This window comes from Pseudomonas sp. NPDC088322 (genome assembly GCF_044740745.1).
Lineage (GTDB): Bacteria > Pseudomonadota > Gammaproteobacteria > Pseudomonadales > Pseudomonadaceae > Aquipseudomonas > Aquipseudomonas shirazensis.
Window position 1 is genome coordinate 128,977 of record NZ_JBIURK010000001.1, and the last position, 20,654, is coordinate 149,630.

General features: G+C 62.4%; 18 protein-coding genes. 6 read left to right on the forward strand and 12 right to left on the reverse strand.

The window, feature by feature from the left end; translation table 11 throughout:
- Position 1: 1 nt before the first annotated feature.
- From ACIOAU_RS00620 to ACIOAU_RS00630, 3 genes are all read left to right on the forward strand, one after another.
- Positions 2 to 1,288, forward strand: coding sequence for an MFS transporter (locus ACIOAU_RS00620; protein WP_101316892.1), 1,287 nt, complete (start codon positions 2 to 4; stop codon positions 1,286 to 1,288).
- A gap of 93 nt (positions 1,289 to 1,381) precedes the next feature.
- Positions 1,382 to 1,852, forward strand: a complete 471-nt coding sequence (locus ACIOAU_RS00625) for a nuclear transport factor 2 family protein (protein ID WP_401179342.1) — start codon at positions 1,382 to 1,384, stop codon at positions 1,850 to 1,852.
- A 173-nt stretch (positions 1,853 to 2,025) separates the two neighbouring features.
- Positions 2,026 to 2,325, forward strand: a complete 300-nt coding sequence (locus tag ACIOAU_RS00630) for a GIY-YIG nuclease family protein (RefSeq protein ID WP_259075721.1) — start codon at positions 2,026 to 2,028, stop codon at positions 2,323 to 2,325.
- Here the strand turns inward: ACIOAU_RS00630 and yejK are convergent.
- On the reverse strand, positions 2,306 to 3,313 hold the full coding sequence (gene yejK, locus ACIOAU_RS00635; protein WP_101316898.1) for a nucleoid-associated protein YejK: 1,008 nt from the start codon (positions 3,311 to 3,313) through the stop codon (positions 2,306 to 2,308). The two genes, ACIOAU_RS00630 and yejK, sit on opposite strands and share 20 nt — an antisense overlap.
- 406 nt (positions 3,314 to 3,719) lie before the next feature.
- On the opposite strand from yejK, the gene ACIOAU_RS00640 reads away from it, so the two are divergent.
- Positions 3,720 to 4,001, forward strand: coding sequence for an HU family DNA-binding protein (locus ACIOAU_RS00640; protein WP_029613585.1), 282 nt, complete (start codon positions 3,720 to 3,722; stop codon positions 3,999 to 4,001).
- 48 nt (positions 4,002 to 4,049) lie between these two features.
- Here the strand turns inward: ACIOAU_RS00640 and rlmF are convergent, their stop codons facing one another.
- The 5 genes from rlmF to ACIOAU_RS00665 all read right to left on the reverse strand — a co-directional run bounded on the left by rlmF (position 4,050) and on the right by ACIOAU_RS00665 (position 10,510).
- Complete coding sequence (gene rlmF, locus ACIOAU_RS00645; RefSeq protein ID WP_401179347.1) at positions 4,050 to 5,006, reverse strand: 23S rRNA (adenine(1618)-N(6))-methyltransferase RlmF; 957 nt, start codon at positions 5,004 to 5,006, stop codon at positions 4,050 to 4,052.
- A 167-nt stretch (positions 5,007 to 5,173) separates the two neighbouring features.
- Positions 5,174 to 8,020 (reverse strand): valine--tRNA ligase, encoded by a 2,847-nt coding sequence (locus ACIOAU_RS00650; protein ID WP_150570831.1) that lies wholly within the window; start codon positions 8,018 to 8,020, stop codon positions 5,174 to 5,176.
- A gap of 149 nt (positions 8,021 to 8,169) precedes the next feature.
- Positions 8,170 to 8,538: a DNA polymerase III subunit chi gene (locus tag ACIOAU_RS00655; protein ID WP_101316904.1), complete on the reverse strand. Its 369-nt coding sequence runs from the start codon at positions 8,536 to 8,538 to the stop codon at positions 8,170 to 8,172.
- A 5-nt stretch (positions 8,539 to 8,543) separates the two neighbouring features.
- Positions 8,544 to 8,972: a DNA polymerase III subunit chi gene (locus ACIOAU_RS00660; RefSeq protein WP_101316906.1), complete on the reverse strand. Its 429-nt coding sequence runs from the start codon at positions 8,970 to 8,972 to the stop codon at positions 8,544 to 8,546.
- Positions 8,973 to 9,019: 47 nt separating this feature from the next.
- Positions 9,020 to 10,510: a leucyl aminopeptidase gene (locus tag ACIOAU_RS00665; RefSeq protein WP_181089287.1), complete on the reverse strand. Its 1,491-nt coding sequence runs from the start codon at positions 10,508 to 10,510 to the stop codon at positions 9,020 to 9,022.
- Positions 10,511 to 10,809: 299 nt separating this feature from the next.
- On the opposite strand from ACIOAU_RS00665, the gene lptF reads away from it, so the two are divergent.
- Together lptF and lptG are read left to right on the forward strand one after the other, a co-directional pair.
- The gene (lptF, locus tag ACIOAU_RS00670) at positions 10,810 to 11,931 is read left to right on the forward strand and encodes an LPS export ABC transporter permease LptF (protein ID WP_101316910.1); all 1,122 of its coding nucleotides are present in this window, start codon (positions 10,810 to 10,812) and stop codon (positions 11,929 to 11,931) included.
- A complete protein-coding gene (gene lptG / locus ACIOAU_RS00675; RefSeq protein WP_101316912.1) occupies positions 11,918 to 12,979 on the forward strand; it encodes an LPS export ABC transporter permease LptG in 1,062 nt (353 codons plus the stop codon). The genes lptF and lptG overlap by 14 nt, the downstream gene beginning before the upstream one ends.
- Positions 12,980 to 13,376: 397 nt before the next feature.
- Here lptG and ACIOAU_RS00680 read toward each other — a convergent pair whose 3' ends face one another.
- The 6 genes from ACIOAU_RS00680 to gcvH all read right to left on the reverse strand — a co-directional run bounded on the left by ACIOAU_RS00680 (position 13,377) and on the right by gcvH (position 20,353).
- The gene (locus tag ACIOAU_RS00680; RefSeq protein ID WP_101316914.1) at positions 13,377 to 13,865 is read right to left on the reverse strand and encodes an RDD family protein; all 489 of its coding nucleotides are present in this window, start codon (positions 13,863 to 13,865) and stop codon (positions 13,377 to 13,379) included.
- 94 nt (positions 13,866 to 13,959) lie between these two features.
- Positions 13,960 to 14,172, reverse strand: coding sequence for a cold-shock protein (locus ACIOAU_RS00685; RefSeq protein ID WP_101316916.1), 213 nt, complete (start codon positions 14,170 to 14,172; stop codon positions 13,960 to 13,962).
- A gap of 335 nt (positions 14,173 to 14,507) precedes the next feature.
- On the reverse strand, positions 14,508 to 15,632 hold the full coding sequence (gcvT, locus tag ACIOAU_RS00690; protein ID WP_150572055.1) for a glycine cleavage system aminomethyltransferase GcvT: 1,125 nt from the start codon (positions 15,630 to 15,632) through the stop codon (positions 14,508 to 14,510).
- A 26-nt stretch (positions 15,633 to 15,658) separates the two neighbouring features.
- The gene (locus ACIOAU_RS00695) at positions 15,659 to 17,035 is read right to left on the reverse strand and encodes an L-serine ammonia-lyase (protein ID WP_101316921.1); all 1,377 of its coding nucleotides are present in this window, start codon (positions 17,033 to 17,035) and stop codon (positions 15,659 to 15,661) included.
- A gap of 69 nt (positions 17,036 to 17,104) precedes the next feature.
- Complete coding sequence (gcvP, locus tag ACIOAU_RS00700) at positions 17,105 to 19,960, reverse strand: aminomethyl-transferring glycine dehydrogenase (RefSeq protein ID WP_150572053.1); 2,856 nt, start codon at positions 19,958 to 19,960, stop codon at positions 17,105 to 17,107.
- A gap of 9 nt (positions 19,961 to 19,969) precedes the next feature.
- Positions 19,970 to 20,353, reverse strand: coding sequence for a glycine cleavage system protein GcvH (gene gcvH / locus ACIOAU_RS00705; protein ID WP_101316925.1), 384 nt, complete (start codon positions 20,351 to 20,353; stop codon positions 19,970 to 19,972).
- Between the last annotated feature and the right edge of the window lie 301 nt (positions 20,354 to 20,654).

Consider the following 20,654-nt stretch of genomic DNA (forward strand, 5'->3'; position numbering starts at 1 on the left):
CATGGCTGACCAACTGACCCGCTCTGCGCCTGTGCGTGAGACCGAACTGGATGAACTGCTGATCGATGCCGAGGCCGATGACGAACAGGTGCAACAGCAGCCGCCAGCCATTCACCGGCCCTGGCTGTTGCTGCTGGGGCTGGTGCTGGTTGCGCTGAACCTGCGGCCGGCCCTGTCGAGCATGGCGCCAGTGCTCGGCCAGGTTGCCGAGAGCCTGGGCTTGAGTGCTGCGCAATCGGGCCTGCTGACGACCTTGCCGGTGCTGTGCCTGGGTTTGTTTGCGCCACTGGCGCCGTTGCTGGCACGCCGCTTCGGCAGTGAGCGGGTGGTATTGGGCATTCTCTTCACGTTGGCCCTGGGGATTGTCCTGCGCAGTACGTTCGGCGCGACCGGAGTATTTCTCGGCAGCCTGCTGGCGGGGGCGAGTATCGGCGTCATTGGCGTGCTCTTGCCCGGTATCGTCAAGCGCGACTTTCCCAAGCATGCCGGGACTTTGACCGGTGTCTACACCATGGCCTTGTGCCTGGGTGCAGCGCTGGCCGCTGGCGCCACCGTTCCGCTGAGCCACGCCCTGGGCGACAGCTGGTCGCTCGGCCTGGGCTTCTGGATGCTGCCGGCGCTGCTGGCGATGCTGGTGTGGTTGCCGCAGGCGAAGCAGCGGCATGCCGGGCACAAGGTCGCTTATCGCGTGCGTGGCCTGTGGCGTGACCCGCTGGCGTGGCAAGTGACGCTGTACATGGGCTTGCAGTCGTCGCTGGCGTATATCGTGTTTGGCTGGCTGCCGTCGATTCTGATCGGCCGTGGCCTGAGCCCCACCGAAGCAGGGCTGGTGTTGTCCGGTTCGGTCATCGTGCAGCTGATCAGCGCGCTGAGTGCGCCGTGGCTGGCGACCCGCGGCAAGGATCAGCGGCTGGCGATTGTGCTGGTCATGCTGGTAACACTGGTGGGTTTGTTTGGCTGCTTGTACGCGCCGTTGGGCGGGCTGTGGGGCTGGGCGGTGTTGCTTGGGCTGGGGCAGGGCGGCACTTTCGCCCTGGCGCTGACCCTGATCGTGCTGCGCTCCAAAGATGCCCACGTGGCCGCCAATCTGTCGAGCATGGCTCAAGGCGTCGGTTACACCCTGGCGTCGATGGGACCCTTTGCCGTTGGTGTGGTGCATGATCTGACGGGCGGCTGGGCTGCCTTGGGGTGGATCTTTGCCGTGATCGGTGGCGGTGCCATCCTGTTTGGCCTCAAGGCCGGCCGGGCGCTGCATGTACAGGTGACCTGTGAGCGTATCCAAGGCTGAGCAGGGCCTGGCATTCACCTGGCAAATGAGCGTGGCAATCCTTGGCGTCTGGCTTTATCGTGCCGCTGTTGACCCGGACCATGGATGCCACGCATGAGCGACACCTCACACGCCCTGATTACCCGCTTCTACCAGGCGTTCCAGCGCCTGGATGCCGAGGCCATGATCGCCTGTTACAGCGCGGACATCGTCTTCACTGACCCGGTCTTCGGTACTTTGCGCGGTCAGGAGGCGGGCGCCATGTGGCGCATGCTCACCTCGCGCGCGCAAGACTTCAGCCTGACCTTCGATCAAGTGCGTGGCGAGCCAGGCGGCGCCAGCGCGCATTGGGTGGCAACCTATCTGTTCAGCCAGACCGGGCGTACCGTGATCAACGATATCCGCGCACGGTTCGTGATCGAGGACGGTCTGATCACCGAGCACCATGACAACTTCGACTTGTGGCGCTGGTCGCGCCAGGCATTGGGCATGCCTGGCGTGCTGCTGGGTTGGACGCCGCTGCTGCAGAACAAGGTGCGTCAGCAAGCGCGCAAGGGCTTGCAGGCGTTTAACCGAGCCCGTTGAGCTGGTCTAGTCTGCACCAACCGCCTGTTCCTACGGGGGACTCGGCCTTATCCCACGCTGCGACGATCACCTCGTTCCACGGAAACGACAGCGTTGCGGCGAAGATTTTCTTGGACATGATGAAGCCCCGTTGATGTGGGCTCATCAAGCTAATGCCGGGCAGGAGCAAAGTCGTGAGTGAACAAGTTCCGCCTCTGGCGGAAAAACCCTGGTACGTATACCTGGTGCGCGCGCTGAATGGCTCGCTGTACTGCGGTATAAGTGATGATCCGCAGCGCCGCTTCAAGGTGCACCAGCAGGGGCGTGGTGCGCGCTATTTCAAGACCAGCCCGGCGCAGGCGCTGGTCTATGTCGAAGCCTGGCCAGACCGCTCCGAGGCTTTGCGTCAGGAGCGGCTGGTGAAGAAGCTGCGCAAGTCGGCCAAGGAAGCCTTGGTCGCGTCCTGGTCTGGTTTTACTCAGCCCGACGCTTGAGCTGATCGATCAGCTGGGTTGGCAGGCCCTTGATGATCAAAGTGCCGGCTTCTTCGTCATACTCCACTTTTGACCCGAGCAAGTGCGCCTCGAAGCTGATCGACAAGCCTTCGGCACGGCCGGTGAAACGGCGGAACTGGTTCAGTGTGCGTTTATCCGCCGGGATCTCTGGCGACAGGCCGTAGTCCTTGTTGCGGATGTGATCGTAGAACGCCTTGGGCCGCTCTTCGTCGATCAAGCTGGAGAGCTCTTCAAGGCCGACCGGCTCGCCCATCTTGGTCTGGCTGGTGGCGTAGTCGACAAGGGTCTGGGTCTTCTCGCGCGCGGACTCTTCCGGCAGGTCTTCGCTCTCGACGAAATCACTGAAGGCCTTGAGCAGAGTGCGCGTTTCGCCGGGACCGTCGACGCCTTCCTGGCAGCCGATGAAGTCGCGGAAATACTCCGAGACCTTCTTGCCGTTCTTGCCCTTGATGAACGAGATGTACTGTTTGGAATTGAGGTTGTTCTTCCACTCCGACAGGTTGATCCGTGCGGCCAGGTGCAACTGCCCCAGGTCCAGGTGGCGCGAGGGCGTTACGTCGAGCTCGGCGTTCACGGCCACGCCGTCACTGTGGTGCAGCAGGGCAATCGCCAGGTACTCGGTCATGCCTTGCTGGTAATGGGCGAACAGCACGTGGCCGCCGGTGGAGAGGTTGGACTCTTCCATCAGCTTTTGCAGGTGCTCGACGGCGGTGCGACTGAAGGCGGTAAAGCCTTGCTCGTCGTTCAGGTACTGCTTGAGCCAGCCACTGAACGGGTAGGCACCGGACTCACCATGGAAGAAACCCCAGGCCTTGCCCTGCTTGGCGTTGTAGTTGTCGTTGAGGTCGGCCAGGAGGTTTTCGATGGCATCCGATGCAGCCAGCTCGTTATCCCGTGCGTGGAGCACGGCGGGGCTGCCATCGGGCTTCTTGTCAATCAGGTGGACGATGCAATGACGGATAGGCATGGAAAATCTCGGCAGTAGCTGGAGCGCGGTTTGCGAGTACTCGCGGGGCGCTGGGCAAAGTGGCTAAGTTTAACCCAGACCACCAGTGATGCAGTGGCCAGAAGTTGGCGCAAATAGCGGTTGCTGGTTTTTTGCTCAATTTTTGCCGATTTATGTGAAAAGCCCCGAATTAGCTGCATTAAATCGGCCTCGACAGCGGATATTTATCCAGTCCTGTGGTACTTTTCGCGGTCTTGCGCTGCATCAATGGCGCATCGCTGGCAGATCACTTGCGTTATGTCGAACCAAACGCCGATTTGTGTATCTACATACGCAATTGGCGCGGCCCGCCGGAATTACCGGGCTGGCCCGATACCGACGTAGCATGCTGCATAACCTCTGAATTTTTTAGGGAAGGAACACCACCATGGCATTGACCAAAGACCAACTGATTGCCGACATCGCCGAAGCAATCGACGCGCCAAAAACCACCGCTCGTAACGCCCTGGAGCAACTTGGCCAGATCGTTGCCGACCAACTGGAAAACGGCGCCGAAATCACTCTGCCAGGCATCGGCAAGCTGAAAGTCTCGGAGCGTCCTGCCCGTACCGGCCGCAACCCTTCGACTGGCGCTGCCATCGAAATCGCTGCCAAGAAAGTCGTCAAGTTCGTACCTGCGAAAGTGCTGACCGACGCCGTCAACAAGTAATTGTCGACGCTTGGATAAACCGCGCCCGGCTTGCCGGGCGCGGTTTTTTTACGCCTGCGATTTGCCCTGGCGCTGCGCATGCCAGGCTTTGCGCGCAGCTGCGTCGTGGAAGCTCCAGGCAACCACGCGGCTCTGTTTCTGCCCTTGGCCCATTGCCAGCGTCTGTACTGCTACGGCGCCAGCCTTTTTCAGTGCGGCTTCGATCACCGGCAGGTTACCCGCCTTGGACACCAGGCTGGTGAACCACAGCACCTGCGGCGCGCAGGCGACGCTCTCGCTGATCAGCTGGCTGACGAAGCGGATTTCGCCGCCTTCACACCACAGCTCATTGTTTTGCCCGCCGAAGTTCAACACCGGCAGCTTGCGCTTGGGGTCTTGCTTGCCGAGGTTTTTCCATTTGCGCTGGCTGCCACGGGTAGCCTCGTCGCGCGAGCTGTGGAAGGGTGGGTTGCTCAGCGTCACATCGAAGCGCTCGTCGGGCTGTAGCAGGCCGCCGAAGATGTGCTTGCTGTTGCTTTGCTGGCGCAGGGCAACGACCTTATGGAGGCCATTGGCCTGCACAATGGCCTTGGCCGAAGCAAGCGCCACAGGGTCGATATCGGAGCCGAGGAAGCTCCAGCGGTAGTCGCTGTGGCCGAGCAGGGGATAGATGCAATTGGCGCCGACGCCGATGTCCAGCGCGCGCACCTGAGGGCCGCGGGGGATTTCACCGCCGTTATCGGCAGCCAGCAGATCGGCGAGGACGTGCAGGTAATCGGCGCGGCCAGGGATCGGCGGGCACAAGTAGTCGGCCGGAATATCCCAGTGCTGGATGCCGTACTGTGCCTTGAGCAGGGCGCGGTTGAACACGCGCACGGCTTCGGGGTTGGCAAAGTCGATGCTGGGGTTGCCGTAGGGGTTGGTGATAGTGAAACGGGCCAGATCGGGGTGGGCCTTGATCAGGGCGGGAAAGTCGTAGCGGCCTTGGTGGCGGTTTCTCGGGTGCAGGGTGGGTTTTTCGGTCATGGTCGGATCCGGTGTTGCAAGCCTTGGGGCTGCTCTGCAGCCCTTTCGCGACACAAGGCCGCTCCTACAGTAACCGCGTCAGTCTAGGTGAACGCGGTCGGTGTAGGAGCGGCCTTGTGTCGCGAAACGAGGGCAAAGCCCTCGCCGCTCAGGTCAGCAATGTCGAGTTACAGCGCTGCAATCCGCGCATGCTGCTCGGTAAAGTTGGCCAGTGCCTGTTCGGCTTCGGCCAGCTTGGCGCGTTCCTTGTCGATCACCGCAGGCGGTGCCTTGTCGACAAAGGCAGCATTCGACAGCTTGCCGCCGACGCGCTGGACTTCGCCCTGCAGACGCTGGATTTCCTTGTTCAGGCGCGCCAGCTCGGCATCCTTGTCGATCAGCCCTGCCATTGGCACCAGCACCTGCAGATCACCCACCAGTGCAGTCGCCGACAGCGGCGCTTCGTCGGCTTCACCGAGCACGGTGAACGACTCGACCTTTGCCAGCTTCTTCAGCAATGGTTCGTTTTCCTGCAGGCGGCGCTGGTCTTCGGCGCCGGCGTTCTTGAGGAACAGCGGCAGCGGTTTGCCCGGGCCGATGTTCATCTCGGCGCGGATGTTGCGCAGGCCGTTCATCAGCTGTTGCAGCCATTCGATATCGCCTTCGGCAACGGTATCGATACGGCTCTCGTTGGCCACCGGCCACGGTTGCAGCATGATCGTCTTGCCGCTGACGCCGGCCAGCGGCGCGATGCGCTGCCAGATCTCTTCGGTGATGAAGGGCATGAACGGATGCGCCAGGCGCAGTGCCACTTCAAGTACCCGCACCAGCGTGCGACGCGTGCCACGGGCGCGCTCGATCGGGGCGTTTTCGTCCCACAGGACCGGCTTGGATAGCTCCAGGTACCAGTCGCAATACTGGTTCCAGATGAACTCGTAGAGCGCCTGGCTGGCCAGGTCGAAGCGGAACTGCTCCAGCTGACGGGTCACTTCGGCTTCGGTGCGCTGCAGCTGCGAGATGATCCAGCGATCAGCCAGCGACAGCTCGTAGGCTTCGCCGTTCTGGCCGCAGTCTTCGCCCTTGTCCAGCACATAGCGCGCGGCGTTCCAGATCTTGTTGCAGAAGTTGCGATAGCCTTCGACGCGGCCCATGTCGAACTTGATGTCGCGACCGGTCGACGCCAGCGAGCAGAAGGTGAAGCGCAAGGCATCGGTGCCGTAGCTGGCGATGCCTTCCGGGAACTCGGCCTTGGTCTGCTTGGCGATCTTCTCGGCAAGTTTTGGCTGCATCATGCCGCTGGTGCGTTTTTCCAGCAGGGCATCGAGGGTGATACCGTCGACGATGTCCAGCGGGTCAAGCACGTTGCCCTTGGACTTGGACATCTTCTGGCCTTGGCCATCACGCACCAGGCCGTGCACATAGACGGTCTTGAACGGTACCTGCGGGGTGCCGTCCTCGTTCTTCACCAGGTGCATGGTCAGCATGATCATCCGGGCAACCCAGAAGAAGATGATGTCGAAACCGGTGACCAGCACGTCGGTGGAGTGGAATTTCTTCAGGAACTCGGTTTGCTCTGGCCAGCCGAGAGTGGAGAAGGTCCACAGCCCCGAGCTGAACCAGGTATCCAGCACGTCGTCGTCCTGACGCAGTACCACGTCGCTGCCCAGCTGATGCTTGGCGCGGACTTCGGCTTCGTTGCGGCCAACGTAGACCTGGCCGGCTTCGTCGTACCAGGCCGGGATGCGGTGGCCCCACCACAGCTGACGGCTGATGCACCAGTCCTGGATGTCGCGCATCCACGAGAAGTACATGTTTTCGTACTGCTTGGGCACGAACTGGATACGGCCGTCTTCAACGGCAGCAATCGCAGGCTCGGCCAGCGGCTTGGTCGACACGTACCACTGGTCGGTCAGCCACGGCTCGATGATGGTCCCGGAACGGTCGCCCTTGGGCACCTTCAGGGCGTGGTCATCGACGCTGACCAGCAAGCCCTGGGCATCCAGGTCGGCAACCATCTGCTTGCGCGCGACAAAGCGGTCGAGGCCGGCGTACTGCGCAGGCAGGCTGGTGTCGAGCTGCTCGTTGAGGCTGCCGTCGAGGTTGAACGCCTGGGCGTTGGCCAGCACCAGCGCATTCTTGTCGAAGATGTTCAGTAGCGGCAGGTTGTGACGCTTGCCGACTTCATAGTCGTTGAAGTCGTGGGCCGGGGTGATCTTCACGCAGCCGGTGCCGAACTCGGGATCGCAGTAGTCGTCGGCGATGATCGGGATAAGACGCCCGACCAGCGGCAGTTTGACGAACTTGCCGATCAGCGCCTGATAGCGCTCGTCGTTCGGGTTGACCGCCACCGCCGCGTCACCCAGCAGGGTTTCCGGGCGAGTGGTGGCGACTACCAGGTAGTCCTTGCCATCAGCGGTGGTGGCGCCATCGGCCAGCGGGTAGCGCAGGTTCCACAGGTGGCCCTTCTCGTCGTGGTTTTCCACTTCAAGGTCGGAGATTGCCGTGTGCAGCTTGGTGTCCCAGTTGACCAGGCGCTTGCCGCGGTAGATCAGGCCGTCTTCATGCAGACGCACGAAGGCTTCCTTGACCGCATCGGACAAGCCGTCATCCATGGTGAAGCGCTCGCGGCTCCAGTCGACCGACGAGCCCAGACGGCGGATCTGCCGGCTGATGTTGCCGCCGGACTGTTCCTTCCATTCCCAGACCTTGTCGAGGAACTGTTCGCGGCCCAGATCGTGGCGGCTCTGGCCTTTGGCCTCGAGCTGACGCTCTACCAGCATCTGCGTGGCGATACCGGCGTGGTCGGTGCCCGGCTGCCACAGGGTGTCGCGACCCTGCATGCGGCGGAAGCGGATCAGGGCATCCATGATCGCGTTGTTGAAACCATGGCCCATGTGCAGGCTGCCGGTCACGTTTGGCGGCGGGATCATGATGGTGTAGGACTCGCCTGCACCTTGTGGGGCGAAGTAGTTCTCGGACTCCCAGGTGTTGTACCAGGAAGTTTCAATGGCGTGCGGCTGGTAGGTCTTATCCATGCGCGGCGGGACCCTTAGGCATTAATTCGGGAAAGCCGAGCAGTATAACGGAGCGGCTGGTTGCACGCGACAGGCGCCTGATTCGATCGCAGCGAGCGCTGCGTGCAGACTTCGCCAGCCGCCGCTACGCGGCACTGCGGGCTGTGCGGTTATTCGGGGCGCTTGAGCAGACGCTCCATGCGGGCATCGAGGCGGCGCTTGATTTCGGTCTCGATGTGCGGGGTGTAGTCGTTGATGACGTCCTGCATGATCAACTGCGCGGCAGCACGCAGCTCGGCGTCCAGCCGCAGCAAGGTGTCCTGGCGGCGCGCCTGGGCAGCGTCGTCGTCCTCGGCTTCGATTTCGGCCACGGGCGTCGGCGCATGGTTGCCTTGCGGCTCGTCGAGCACCAGCGGGATTTGCTCGACGGTATCGGTCAGCAGCGGCGGTTGCAGGTTGTCGTCGCCCAGCAGCACCCGAATCGACTCGAGATCATCCAGCAGGTGGGCGGAGGTAGGCAGAGAAGAAGGCTTGTCCATCGTCGTTAAAGTCGCTGTAGGCGGTGATTGTGCAGAGCATAGCCCTGTTCCCGGTAGAAACGGAACCGTTCTCGGGCCGCCTCGCGAATCGCTGGCGCCTCGACGACGATTTCCGCTACACGCTGGAAGTTGCCGACAAAGCCTGGCACTTCGCCGCCAAGGTTGATCAGCAGGTCGGCATGGCTGCCGGCATCGTTGCCCAGGCCCAGCACCACCACGGCGTTGGCATCGACCTCGGCCAGGTCGTGGGGCACGAAGGCTTCGCCTTTGAACTGCCACAGGCGTTGGTCGAGCTGAGCGCGCTGGTCGGCATCCTCGCAATGCAGGTACACCCGATGGCCCAGCCGCCAGGCTTTCTCGCACAGCTTGCAGGCAAAATCCAACCGCGCGTCGAGGGCGTCGGTAGGCAGCACATAGAAGTCTACTTGGCTCATGATTCAGTCCGTTGGCGGCAGCCCCTGCGGGCTGCCGCCGTGCCCGGTCAGGCGTTGGCGCGGTCGAGCAGATACTGGGTCAGCATCGGCACCGGGCGGCCAGTGGCGCCCTTGTCCTTGCCGCCGCTGATCCAGGCGGTGCCGGCGATGTCCAGGTGGGCCCAGTTGTAGGCCTTGGCAAAGCGCGACAGGAAGCAGGCAGCGGTGATGGTGCCGGCCTTTGGCCCGCCGATGTTGGCGATGTCGGCGAACGGGCTGTCGAGCTGCTCCTGATACTCATCGAACAGTGGCAGCTGCCAGGCGCGGTCGTCGGCGCGCTTGCCGGCGTCCAACAGTTGCCCGAGCAGTTCGTCGTTGTTGCCGAGCATGCCGGTGGTGTGGCTGCCTAGAGCGACGATGCAGGCGCCGGTGAGGGTGGCGATGTCGATCACCGCCTGCGGCTTGAAGCGCTCGGCGTAGGTCAGGGCGTCACACAGCACCAGACGGCCTTCGGCGTCGGTGTTGAGGATTTCGACGGTTTGCCCGCTCATGGTGGTGACGATGTCGCCCGGGCGAGTGGCATTGCCGCTCGGCATGTTCTCGGCACAGGCGAGGATGCACACCAGGTTGATCGGCAGCTTCAGTTCAAGCACGGCGCGCAGGGTGCCGAACACGCTGGCGGCGCCGCACATGTCGTACTTCATTTCATCCATGCCGGCGCCCGGCTTGAGGCTGATGCCGCCGGTGTCGAAGGTGATGCCTTTACCGACCAGAACGTAGGGTTTTTCGCTTTTTTTGCCGCCCTGGTACTGCATGACGATCAAGCGTGGCGGCTGCTCGCTGCCCTGGCCGACCGCATAGAAGGCACCCATGCCCAGTTCTTTGATTTTTTTCTCGTCGAACACTTCGACCTTGAGGCCCTTGTGCGTCTTGCCCAGCTCCTTGGCCTGTTCAGCCAGGAACACCGGGTGGCACAGGTTAGGCGGCAGGTTGCCGAGGTCGCGCGTGAAGGCCATGCCGCTGGCAATCGCGGTAGCGTGCTGCACGGCGCGTTCGACTTCGGCCAAGCCAGCCTTGTCGGCCAGCAGGGTAATTTTCTTCAGGGCGCGCGGCTCGGCTTTCTGGCTCTTGAAGCGGTCGAACACGTACTCGCCATCGAGCAGGCTTTCAGCCAGCAGGCGGTATTTGCCGTAATGACCTTCGCGGCCAGTGATGGCGATATCGTCCAGCGCCAGTACGGCATCGCTGCCACCGAGGTTTTTCAGCACGCCGGCGACAGCGCTGGCCAGCTTGCGCCAGCTGCGGTCGCCAAGGTCATCCTTGCCGCTGCCGACCAGCAGCACGCGCTCGGCCTTCAAGCCGGCCAGACCGTGCAGAAGCAGGGTCTGGCCCGGCTTGCCGGCCAGGTCGCCGCGCTTGAGCACGGCGCTGATGGCGCCGTTGCTGGCTTCGTCGACAGCCTTGGCGATTTCACCGAGCTTGCGCCCTTCGCCAACGGCCAGTACCAAAGTGGCGGTTTTCACCGATGCAGCAGCTACGCTCTTTACAACCAGTTCCATGTACGGGTCCCCGAATGGTCAGTCAGATAGCGCATGGGCTTTTGTCAGCCCTGGATACGCTCGATGCGAGCCTGGCCGCGTACTCGCGTGCCAGCAGGAAAGCTGCCAGTTTGAGCCTCGCGCAAGCGTGCTGACAACCCCGATGTCTGCGCTGATGCGTAGCCAAGTGACAGGCGAGGGCAATCACAGGATAATGCGCGCACTTTACATGGAGGTTCGCCCCTGGCGAACCGGCATTGGTCTTGGCTGTCTGAAGCCATTGTTTGGCGTCCGCCCCTGACAACCCAGGAGTGTCTGGTTTGATCGTCTTTCGTTATTTGTCCCGCGAGGTCCTGCTGACCTTGAGCGCCGTCAGCGCTGTGCTGCTGGTGATCATCATGAGCGGGCGTTTCATCAAATACCTGGCGCAGGCCGCACAGGGGGTTCTTGACCCGAGCGTGCTGTTCCTGATCATGGGCTTCCGGCTGCCGGGTTTCCTGCAGTTGATCCTGCCATTGGGGCTGTTCCTGGGTATCTTGCTGGCTTATGGCCGGCTGTACCTGGAAAGCGAAATGACCGTGCTGTCTGCCACCGGCATGAGCCAGCAGCGTCTGCTCGCCATGACCTTGGCACCGGCTGCGCTGGTGGCACTGCTGGTGGCCTGGCTGAGCCTGAGCCTGGCCCCGCAGGGCGTCGCGCAGGTGCAGCAGATCATCTCTCAGCAGGATGCGCTGACCGAGTTCGATACCTTGGTGCCTGGGCGTTTCCAGACCTTGCGTGACGGCTCGCGGGTGACCTACACCGAGCAACTGTCGGACGACCGCGTCAACCTCAGTGGCGTGTTCATCTCCGAGAAGCGCTTCAATCAGGACAAGACCAAGGACCGCGCGCCTTCGGTGCTGGTGGCTGAAAAGGGCCACCAGGAAGTACAGGCCGACGGCAACCGCTACCTGGTGCTGGAAAACGGCTATCGCTACGACGGTAACCCCGGCCAGGCCGATTACCGCGCGATCAAGTACGACACCTATGGCGTATTGCTGCCCAAGCCTGAGGTCAGCGAAGAAGTCACCGAGCGTGAAGCCATCCCGACTTCCGAGCTGTTCGGCCAGACGGGCCTGCGTGAGCGCGCCGAGCTGCAGTGGCGCTTGTCGCTGCCGCTGCTGGTATTCATCGTGACCCTGATGGCGGTGCCGCTGTCGCGGGTCAACCCACGCCAAGGGCGCTTCCTCAAACTGTTGCCGGCGATTCTTCTCTACATGGCTTACCTGACAATGCTGATTTCCGTACGCGGCGCCCTCGAGAAGGGCAAGCTGCCAATGGCCCTGGGCATGTGGTGGGTGCACGGGTTGTTCCTGCTCATCGGCCTGGGCCTGATGTACTGGGAACCGATGCGTCTGAAACAGGCTGCACGGCGCGCGGAGGTGACCCGTGGCCAAGCTTGATCGTTATATCGGCATGAGCGTGCTGGTGGCCATTCTGGCGGTCCTCGGCATCATTCTCGGGCTGGCTTCGCTGTTTGCCTTCATCGATGAGATGGGTGACCTGAGCGACACCTACAGCGTGCTCGACGCCAGTTACTTCGTGTTACTGACCGCGCCGCGGCGGCTATACGAGATGCTGCCGATGGCGGCCTTGATCGGCTGCCTGATCGGTCTTGGCAGCCTGGCCAGCAGCAGCGAGCTGACCATCATGCGTGCGGCGGGCGTGTCCATCGGGCGCATCGTCTGGGCAGTGATGAAACCGATGCTGGTACTGATGCTGGTTGGTCTGTTGATCGGCGAATACATCGCGCCGGTGACGGAGAACAAGGGGCAGGCCGAGCGGTCGCTTGCTCAGGGTGGCGGTGAGGCGCAGAGCTCCAAGCGCGGTATGTGGCACCGGCAGGGTGATGAGTATGTGCACATCAACTCGGTGCAGCCCAATGGCTTGTTGTTGGGTGTGACCCGTTATCGCTTTGATGCCGAGCGCAAGATCATCACCTCGAGCTTTGCTCGTCGTGCTACCTACAGCACTGATCATTGGCAGCTGAATGACGTCACTACTACGCACTTCCGCGGGGATCACACTGAGGTGATCAAGGCGCCGGAAGAGCGTTGGGATGTGTCGGTTACGCCTGAGCTGCTCAATACCGTGGTGTTGGCGCCTGAGTCGCTGTCGATTACCGGGTTGTGGGATTACATCCATTACCTGGCTGATCAGGGGCTGAACAATGCGCGTTACTGGTTGGCGTTCTGGGGCAAGGTGTTGCAACCGGTGGTGACGGCGGCGCTGGTGTTGATGGCGATCTCGTTTATCTTTGGGCCGTTGCGGTCGGTGACCTTGGGGCAACGGGTGTTTACCGGTGTGCTGGTTGGGTTTACCTTCAAGATTGCTCAGGATTTGCTGGGGCCTTCTAGTCAGGTGTTTGGCTTCCCGCCGTTGTTGGCGGTGCTGTTGCCGGCTGGTATTTGTGCGTTGGCTGGGGTTTGGTTACTGCGTCGGGCTGGGTGATCTGGCTGGGATGTGGGAATGTGAGCTTATGCGGCTTTTTTGGTGGCTGATCGGGCCCCTTTCGCCTTTACGGCGAGTTACTTTTTTGGCAAACGCCCCAAAAACGTAACCAAAAAAGGGCTTGGCTCCACATCCGGCCCCTTCGCTGCGCTGCGGGGTTCCCTCGCTCCGGTCTTGCTCCCGGGAGGACCGCGCTGTACGGCCCATCCTGGGCCGCAGCGCTTGCCGGCCATCCATGGCCGGCACCTCCCTTCGCAAGACCTGCGCTCGGCCTCCTGAGTCGCCGGTGGATCAAGATCAAAAGCAGATCAAGATCAAGATCAAGATCAAGGGCACGCCTCGCTACGCTGGCGCAGAGCGTGAGTGGCGTGGCTGCTATGTTTTCAACGGCCCAGAATCACTTCTTTTGCTTTGGCACCCTCACGAGTTCCGTCTGCGAATAGATGTCATGCCAGCCGCGTTTGCGTTTGTCGAACAATGCCCAGACAAAGCCCAGACCCAGGCACAGCCACGACGCAATCGACACGACAAAACGCAACAGCGCCTGCCACAGGCTGATGGCGCTGCCGTCGGGGTTCTGTACGCGTACGCCCCATACTTGCATGCCCAGAGTCTGGCCGCCGTGGGTCCAGAATTTGGCGAAGAAACCGAACAGCGCGAACAGCAGCACCGTCGACAGCAGCGGGTCGCCATCCAGCGCGCCGGCGTCGGTGAGGGTGCGCATGCGGTCCTGGCCAATGATCGACATCTGGATCAGCTTGTACGCCCCGGCGGTGACGATCAGCAGTGCCGTGCACAGCAGGAAGTCGTAGAACATCGCCGCCAGTCGGCGCCCGAGGCCGGCGGGTGGGAACTCGCCTTGGGGGTGCAGGGTGTGCTTAGGCATGCAGGCAACTCGTCAGGCCAAAAGCGCATTCTATGAAATTGCAGGCGTAAAAAAGCCCCCGCAGGTCAATGCGGGGGCTTTTTTATATCAGTTGTCAGGCGATTACTTGCACTTCATCAGCTTGCAGGCCTTTTTGCCCCTGAGTTGCCACGAAGCTGACCTTCTGGCCTTCTTTCAAGGTCTTGAAGCCGTCGCCCTGGATTGCGCGAAAGTGCACGAACAAGTCCGCGCCGCTTTCCGGGGTGATGAAGCCGTAACCTTTTTCATCGTTGAACCATTTGACGGTACCGTTCTGACGCTGAGCCATTGTCTTGTTTCCCATGAATCTTCTAGAGGGTGATAACCGCGCACTGCTGTTGCAGGCAGTCGGCAAAATTACGCTGTAGTGCAGGAAACCAAGCGTCGTCGAACGGGTTGTAGCGGACCGCGGCTACTGGCCCAAGTCACGATCAATTGCGACCCATGCAAACACAGTGGGCTGAATGTACGCCAACTTTTGCGACCATGACAAGCCCTCGCATAGCACCCACCAAGAGGATCTCGGGCGCACTGTTCAATAGTGCTCCAGATACCATGGCGCCTGGGCTGGCGCCATTTTCAAAAGGTTATCGAACAGGTTCGAAATCGAATAAGCAGGCCGGCTTAGCCGCGGTAGTAACGTGGCGCAACGAAAGGCATCTTGCTGACTTTCAATGGCACGTTCTTACCCCGCACTACCGCACTCAGGGGAGTGTCGAGTGCGGTGTGGGCGAGATCGACGTAGCCCATCGCAAGCGGTGCTCCCAGGGTCGGACCGAAGCCGCCGCTGCAGACCTTGCCGACTACCTTGCCTGAGGCATCGACAATCTCGGCGCCCTCACGCACCGGAGTCCGTTCCTGCGGCAGCAAACCGACCCGTTTACGCGCCACGCCCTGGTGCTGCTGGGCGAAGATCTGCTCGGCACCGGGGAAGCCACCGGCACGTTCGCCGTCGGCGCGGCGTACCTTGGATATGGCCCAGAGCAGGCTGGCCTCGATCGGTGTGGTCGCGCTATCCATGTCATGCCCATACAGGCACAGGCCGGCTTCCAGGCGCAGCGAGTCCCGCGCGCCAAGGCCGATGGCCTGCACTTCAGGCTCTTGCAGCAGGCGCCGGGCCAGCAGCTCTGCACCTTCGGCCGGTACCGAAATCTCGTAACCATCTTCGCCGGTGTAACCCGAGCGGCTGACGTAGCAGTCCAGACCGAGCAACTTGACTGCACGGAACTGCATGAAGGTCATGCTCGCCACCTCTGGCGCCAGGCGCGCCAGCACCGTTGCTGCGGCCGGGCCTTGCAGGGCCAGGAGCGCACGCTCGGTAAACAGCGGCTGGATCTCGCACTGGCCTTCGAGGTGTTGGCGCAGGTGCGCCAGGTCCTGCTCCTTGCAGGCAGCATTGACCACCAGCAGCAACTCATCGTTGCCCAGGTTAGCCACCATCAAGTCATCCAGAATGCCGCCAGCGTCGTTGGTGAACATCGCATAACGCTGCATGCCGACTGGTAGGTCGATGATGTCGACCGGTACCAGGGTTTCCAGCGCCTGCGCCGCAGCGCTGCCGCTGAGGCGGATCTGGCCCATGTGCGAGACGTCGAACAAACCGGCCTGGGCGCGGGTGTGCTGGTGTTCCTTGAGCACGCCGAGCGGGTACTGCACCGGCATGTCATAACCGGCGAACGGCACCATGCGCGCGCCCAGTTCCAGGTGCAGCGCGTGCAGCGGGGTCTTGTGCAGCTGTACTTCGGACATCGGTGACTCCTTGAGAGTGGTTCAGATCAACATTCGATGATGTTGACGGCCAGACCGCCGCGGGCGGTCTCCTTGTATTTGCTTTTCATGTCGGCGCCGGTCTGGCGCATGGTGCGGATCACCTTGTCGAGCGAGACGAAGTGCTGGCCATCGCCGCGCAAGGCCATGCGCACAGCATTGATCGCCTTGACCGAGCCCATCGCGTTGCGCTCGATGCACGGCACCTGGACCAGCCCGCCAATCGGGTCGCAGGTCAGCCCGAGGTTGTGCTCCATGCCGATTTCGGCGGCGTTCTCGACTTGCTGGGCAGTGCCGCCCATGACCTCGCACAGCGCCCCGGCAGCCATCGAACAGGCTACGCCGACCTCGCCCTGACAGCCGACTTCGGCGCCGGAAATCGACGCGTTTTCCTTGTACAGAATGCCGATCGCTGCGGCGGTCAGCAGGAACCGCACCACGCCGTCCTCGTTGGCACCGGGCACAAAGCGCATGTAGTAGTGCAGCACGGCCGGGATGATCCCGGCGGCACCGTTGGTGGGCGCGGTGACCACGCGCCCGCCGTTGGCGTTTTCTTCGTTGACCGCCAGTGCATACAGGTTGACCCAGTCGAGCACTGACAAGGCATCGCGCAGGCTGGCTTCCGGGTGCTGGCTGAGCTGACGGTATAGCGCCGCCGCACGGCGTTTGACCTTGAGTCCTCCAGGCAGGATGCCTTCGTGCTGGCAGCCGGCAGTGACGCAGTCCTGCATGACCTGCCAGATCCGCAGCAGGCCGTCCCGGGTTTCCTGTTCCGGTCGCCAGGCCGCTTCGTTGGCCAGCATCACCTGGCTGAACGAAAGCTGCTGCGCGCTGCAATGGGCAAGCAACTGTTTGCCGGTGGTGAACGGGTAGGCCAGGACGGTGCGGTCTTCGACGATGCGGTCGTGCCCGGCCGCTTCTTCATCGACCACGAAGCCGCCGCCAACCGAGTAATACTCGCGGCTGCGCAACTGCAAACCGGCCTCGTCGAAGGCGCGAAAGATCATGCCGTTGGGGTGATAGTCGAGCGGCTTGCGGATCATCGCCAGGTGCTGCTTTTCGTTGAAGGCGATTTCGTGCTCACCGAGCAGGCACAGCCGGCCACTGCTGCGAATAGCCTGCAGACGCGGGGCGATGCTGTCGGTATCGACGCTGTCGGGCTGGGCGCCTTCAAGGCCGAGCAACACCGCCTTGTCGCTGCCGTGGCCCTTGCCGGTGGCACCGAGCGAGCCATACAGCTCGGCCTTGACGCTGGTCGTCTGGCTCAGCAGGCCGTCGCGGCGCAGGCCTTCGGCGAAGCGCGCGGCCGCGCGCATCGGCCCAACCGTGTGTGAGCTGGAGGGGCCGATGCCAATTTTGAACAGGTCGAACACGCTCAGGGACATGGATTGCTCCTCGGAACAGGCCTGGCTGCCGGGTGCGCCCGCCTCCAGTGGAGGCGGGCGAGGCGGCTATCAGACGTCCTGATAGCTCTCGATCGACGGGCAGGCGCAGATCAGGTTGCGATCACCAAACACGTTGTCGACCCGACCCACTGGCGGCCAGTACTTGGCTTCTACCAGGCTTGGCAGCGGGTACACCGCCTGCTCGCGGCTGTAGCCGTGGGCCCATTCACCGACCAGCTCGGCGGCGGTGTGCGGGGCGTTCTTCAGCGGGTTGTCATCCTTGTCCAGGTAGCCGTTTTCGACGGCGCGGATCTCTTCGCGAATCTTGATCATGGCATCGCAGAAGCGGTCCAGTTCTTCCCGCGATTCACTTTCGGTCGGCTCGATCATCAACGTGCCGGCCACCGGGAACGACATGGTCGGGGCGTGGAAGCCGTAGTCGATCAGGCGCTTGGCCACGTCATCGACGCTGATGCCGCTGCTGTCCTTGAGCGGGCGCAGGTCAAGAATGCACTCGTGCGCCACCAGGCCATTGCTGCCGGTGTACAACACAGGATAGTGCTCTTCCAGGCGGCGGGCGATGTAGTTGGCGTTGAGGATGGCCATTTGCGAGGCGCGGGTCAGGCCAGCGCCACCCATCATGCGGATGTACATCCAGGTGATCGGCAGGATGCTGGCGCTGCCGAACGGCGCGGCGCAGACCGCACCGGTGGTGTTTTCCAGCGCGGCGTGGCCGGGCAGGAACGGCGCCAGGTGTGACTTGACGCCGATCGGGCCGACGCCCGGGCCGCCACCGCCGTGGGGGATGCAGAAGGTCTTGTGCAGGTTCAGGTGCGAGACGTCGCCACCGAACTTGCCCGGCGCGCACAGGCCGACCATGGCGTTCATGTTGGCGCCGTCGATGTACACCTGGCCGCCGTTGTCATGGATGATCGCGCAGATTTCGCCGATGGCTTCCTCGAACACGCCATGGGTGGACGGGTAGGTGATCATGATCGCTGCCAGCTGCTCGCGGTGCTCGACGGCCTTGGCGCGCAGGTCGGCGATGTCGACGTTGCCGCGTGCATCGCAGGCGGTCACTACCACACGCATACCCGCCATGTGCGCGGTAGCCGGGTTGGTGCCGTGTGCCGACGACGGGATCAGGCAGATATTGCGGTGCGCGTCACCACGGCTGCGGTGGTAGGCACGGATCGCCAGCAAGCCGGCGTACTCGCCCTGGGAGCCGGCGTTGGGTTGCAGCGACACCGCGTCATAGCCGGTGGCAGCACAGAGCATCGCCTCCAGCTCGTTGGTCATCTGCAGGTAGCCCTGACTTTGCTCGGCGGGGGCGAACGGGTGCAGGTTGCCGAATTCGGCCCAGGTTACCGGGATCATTTCGCTGGCGGCGTTGAGCTTCATGGTGCAGGAGCCCAGCGGGATCATGCTGCGGTCCAGCGCCAGGTCCTTGTCGGCCAGCTTGCGCAGGTAGCGCATCAGCTCGGTTTCGCTGTGGTAGCGGTTGAACACCGGGTGTTCGAGGATCGCCGACTGCCGACGCAGCGCTGCTGGCAGGCGAGACTCATCGGCCGCAGCCAGGGCGGCGAAGTCAGGCAGCGACTGCTCGCCGGCAAATAGCTGCCAGAGCGCTTCGACGTCAGCCTGGGTGCTGGTTTCATCAAGCGACAGGCCCAGTTGCTCGGCGTCGATCTGGCGCAGGTTGATGCGCTGCTCGCGGGCCTTTTGGTGCAGGGCGGCGGTGGTTGCGCCGGTGGCCAGGGTCAGCGTGTCGAAATACGCCTGGGTCTGCAGGGTGACGCCCAGTTGCTGCAGGCCAGCGGCGAGAATTGCGGTGAGCGCGTGAGTACGCTCGGCGATGCGCTTGAGGCCGGCCGGGCCGTGGTAAACGGCATACATGCCGGCGATGTTGGCCAGCAGGACCTGCGCGGTGCAGATGTTGCTGGTGGCCTTCTCGCGGCGGATATGTTGCTCGCGGGTCTGCATGGCCAGGCGCAGGGCGGTCTTGCCGAAGCGGTCGATCGACACGCCGACCAGGCGGCCTGGCATATCGCGTTTGAATGCATCGCGGGTGGCGAAGTAGGCCGCATGCGGGCCGCCGAAGCCCAGGGGGACGCCGAAGCGCTGCGCGCTGCCGATGGCCACGTCGGCTTCAAATTCACCGGGTGGGGTCAGCAAGGTCAGCGCCAGCAGGTCAGCGGCCACCGCGACCAGGGCGTTGCCGGCGTGCAGGCGCTGGACCAGTTCGCGGTAGTCGAACACATCGCCATTGCTGGCCGGGTATTGCAGCAGCGCGCCGAAGAAGCGGCTGGTGTCATCCAGTGTGCGCTCGTCACCGATCACCACTTCGATGCCCAACGGCTCGGCACGGGTGCGCAGCACGTCGAGGGTCTGCGGGTGGCAATGCTGCGAAGCGAAGAAGCTGTGGCTGGCCTTGTTTTTCGACAGACGCTTGCAGAAGGTCATGGCTTCGGCGGCGGCGGTGGCTTCGTCGAGCAGCGAGGCGTTGGCGATCGGCAGTCCGGTCAGGTCACTGATCATGGTCTGGAAGTTCAGCAGGGCTTCCAGGCGGCCTTGGGAGATCTCTGGCTGGTAAGGCGTGTAGGCGGTGTACCAGGCCGGGTTTTCCAGCAGGTTGCGCAGGATCGGGGCAGGCGTGTGGGTGTTGTAGTAGCCCTGGCCGATCAGGCTTTTGAACAGCTGGTTCTTGCCAGCGATGGCTTTCAGCGCGGCAAGCGCCTCGGCTTCACTCTGGCCGTCGCTGCTGCCGAGCACACTGGTGCCCTTGATGCTGTCGGGGATCACCGCGGCGCTCATGGCGTCGAGGCTGTCAAAACCCAACTTGGCGAGCATGCTCTGCTCGTCAGCGGTGCGCGGGCCGATATGGCGGGCGATGAATTCGTTGGCAGTGCCGAGGTTACTGGTCATGGTCGGTCCTCAAGCGTCAGCGTTGGCTTTGATCAGGCGGTCGTAGGCATCCTGGTCAAGCAGTTTAGCCACGGCGTCGGCATCGGCCGGCTGGAAGCGGAAAAACCAGCCTGCGCCCAACGGGTCTTCGTTGACCAGTTCAGGGTTGTCAGCCAGTTGCTGATTGACCTCGAGCACTTCACCGGTCAGTGGCATGTACACGCCACTGGCGGCTTTCACTGATTCCACGGTGGAGGCTTCTGCGCCTTGCTCGTAGTGCTGCAGCTCAGGCAGTTGCACGTACACCACGTCACCCAAGGCGTTCTGGGCAAAGGCGGTGATGCCTACGGTGACGCTGCCGTCGGCTTCGCTGCGCAGCCATTCGTGATCTTCAGTGAAACGCAATTCGCTCATGGGGATTCCTCAAGGAAACAGGGCGTTGGCGCGGTCTTCCGCGCTCTTGGGTTGAGGATTGGTTAGCAATAACGTTGCCAATTGAAGAATATTCAATAAATTCAATGACTTGTCTTTATTTCTGGCTAATTGTTGGCAGATATTGGAATGATTTCGATACGGGCGGGGTGGGGTAGAAATGCTTAGAGGTATCAAACCCTTGCATATGTGGTGCTTCGGCATGGTGGAACGTATTCGATACGGTGTGTTGAAATCGATACGGTGGCGTTTGGAAAGGGGCCGCTTTGCGGCCCTTCGCGGG

What these genes read in the sequence shown, in the direction of transcription:
- ACIOAU_RS00620 (WP_101316892.1), top strand. Translation starts at nt 2, where the DNA reads ATGGCTGACCAACTGACCCGCTCTGCGCCTGTGCGTGAGACCGAACTG.
- ACIOAU_RS00625 (WP_401179342.1), top strand. Translation starts at nt 1,382, where the DNA reads ATGAGCGACACCTCACACGCCCTGATTACCCGCTTCTACCAGGCGTTC.
- yejK (WP_101316898.1), bottom strand. Translation starts at nt 3,313, where the DNA reads ATGCCTATCCGTCATTGCATCGTCCACCTGATTGACAAGAAGCCCGAT.
- ACIOAU_RS00640 (WP_029613585.1), top strand. Translation starts at nt 3,720, where the DNA reads ATGGCATTGACCAAAGACCAACTGATTGCCGACATCGCCGAAGCAATC.
- rlmF (WP_401179347.1), bottom strand. Translation starts at nt 5,006, where the DNA reads ATGACCGAAAAACCCACCCTGCACCCGAGAAACCGCCACCAAGGCCGC.
- ACIOAU_RS00650 (WP_150570831.1), bottom strand. Translation starts at nt 8,020, where the DNA reads ATGGATAAGACCTACCAGCCGCACGCCATTGAAACTTCCTGGTACAAC.
- ACIOAU_RS00655 (WP_101316904.1), bottom strand. Translation starts at nt 8,538, where the DNA reads ATGGACAAGCCTTCTTCTCTGCCTACCTCCGCCCACCTGCTGGATGAT.
- ACIOAU_RS00660 (WP_101316906.1), bottom strand. Translation starts at nt 8,972, where the DNA reads ATGAGCCAAGTAGACTTCTATGTGCTGCCTACCGACGCCCTCGACGCG.
- ACIOAU_RS00665 (WP_181089287.1), bottom strand. Translation starts at nt 10,510, where the DNA reads ATGGAACTGGTTGTAAAGAGCGTAGCTGCTGCATCGGTGAAAACCGCC.
- ACIOAU_RS00680 (WP_101316914.1), bottom strand. Translation starts at nt 13,865, where the DNA reads ATGCCTAAGCACACCCTGCACCCCCAAGGCGAGTTCCCACCCGCCGGC.
- ACIOAU_RS00685 (WP_101316916.1), bottom strand. Translation starts at nt 14,172, where the DNA reads ATGGCTCAGCGTCAGAACGGTACCGTCAAATGGTTCAACGATGAAAAA.
- gcvT (WP_150572055.1), bottom strand. Translation starts at nt 15,632, where the DNA reads ATGTCCGAAGTACAGCTGCACAAGACCCCGCTGCACGCGCTGCACCTG.
- ACIOAU_RS00695 (WP_101316921.1), bottom strand. Translation starts at nt 17,035, where the DNA reads ATGTCCCTGAGCGTGTTCGACCTGTTCAAAATTGGCATCGGCCCCTCC.
- gcvP (WP_150572053.1), bottom strand. Translation starts at nt 19,960, where the DNA reads ATGACCAGTAACCTCGGCACTGCCAACGAATTCATCGCCCGCCATATC.
- gcvH (WP_101316925.1), bottom strand. Translation starts at nt 20,353, where the DNA reads ATGAGCGAATTGCGTTTCACTGAAGATCACGAATGGCTGCGCAGCGAA.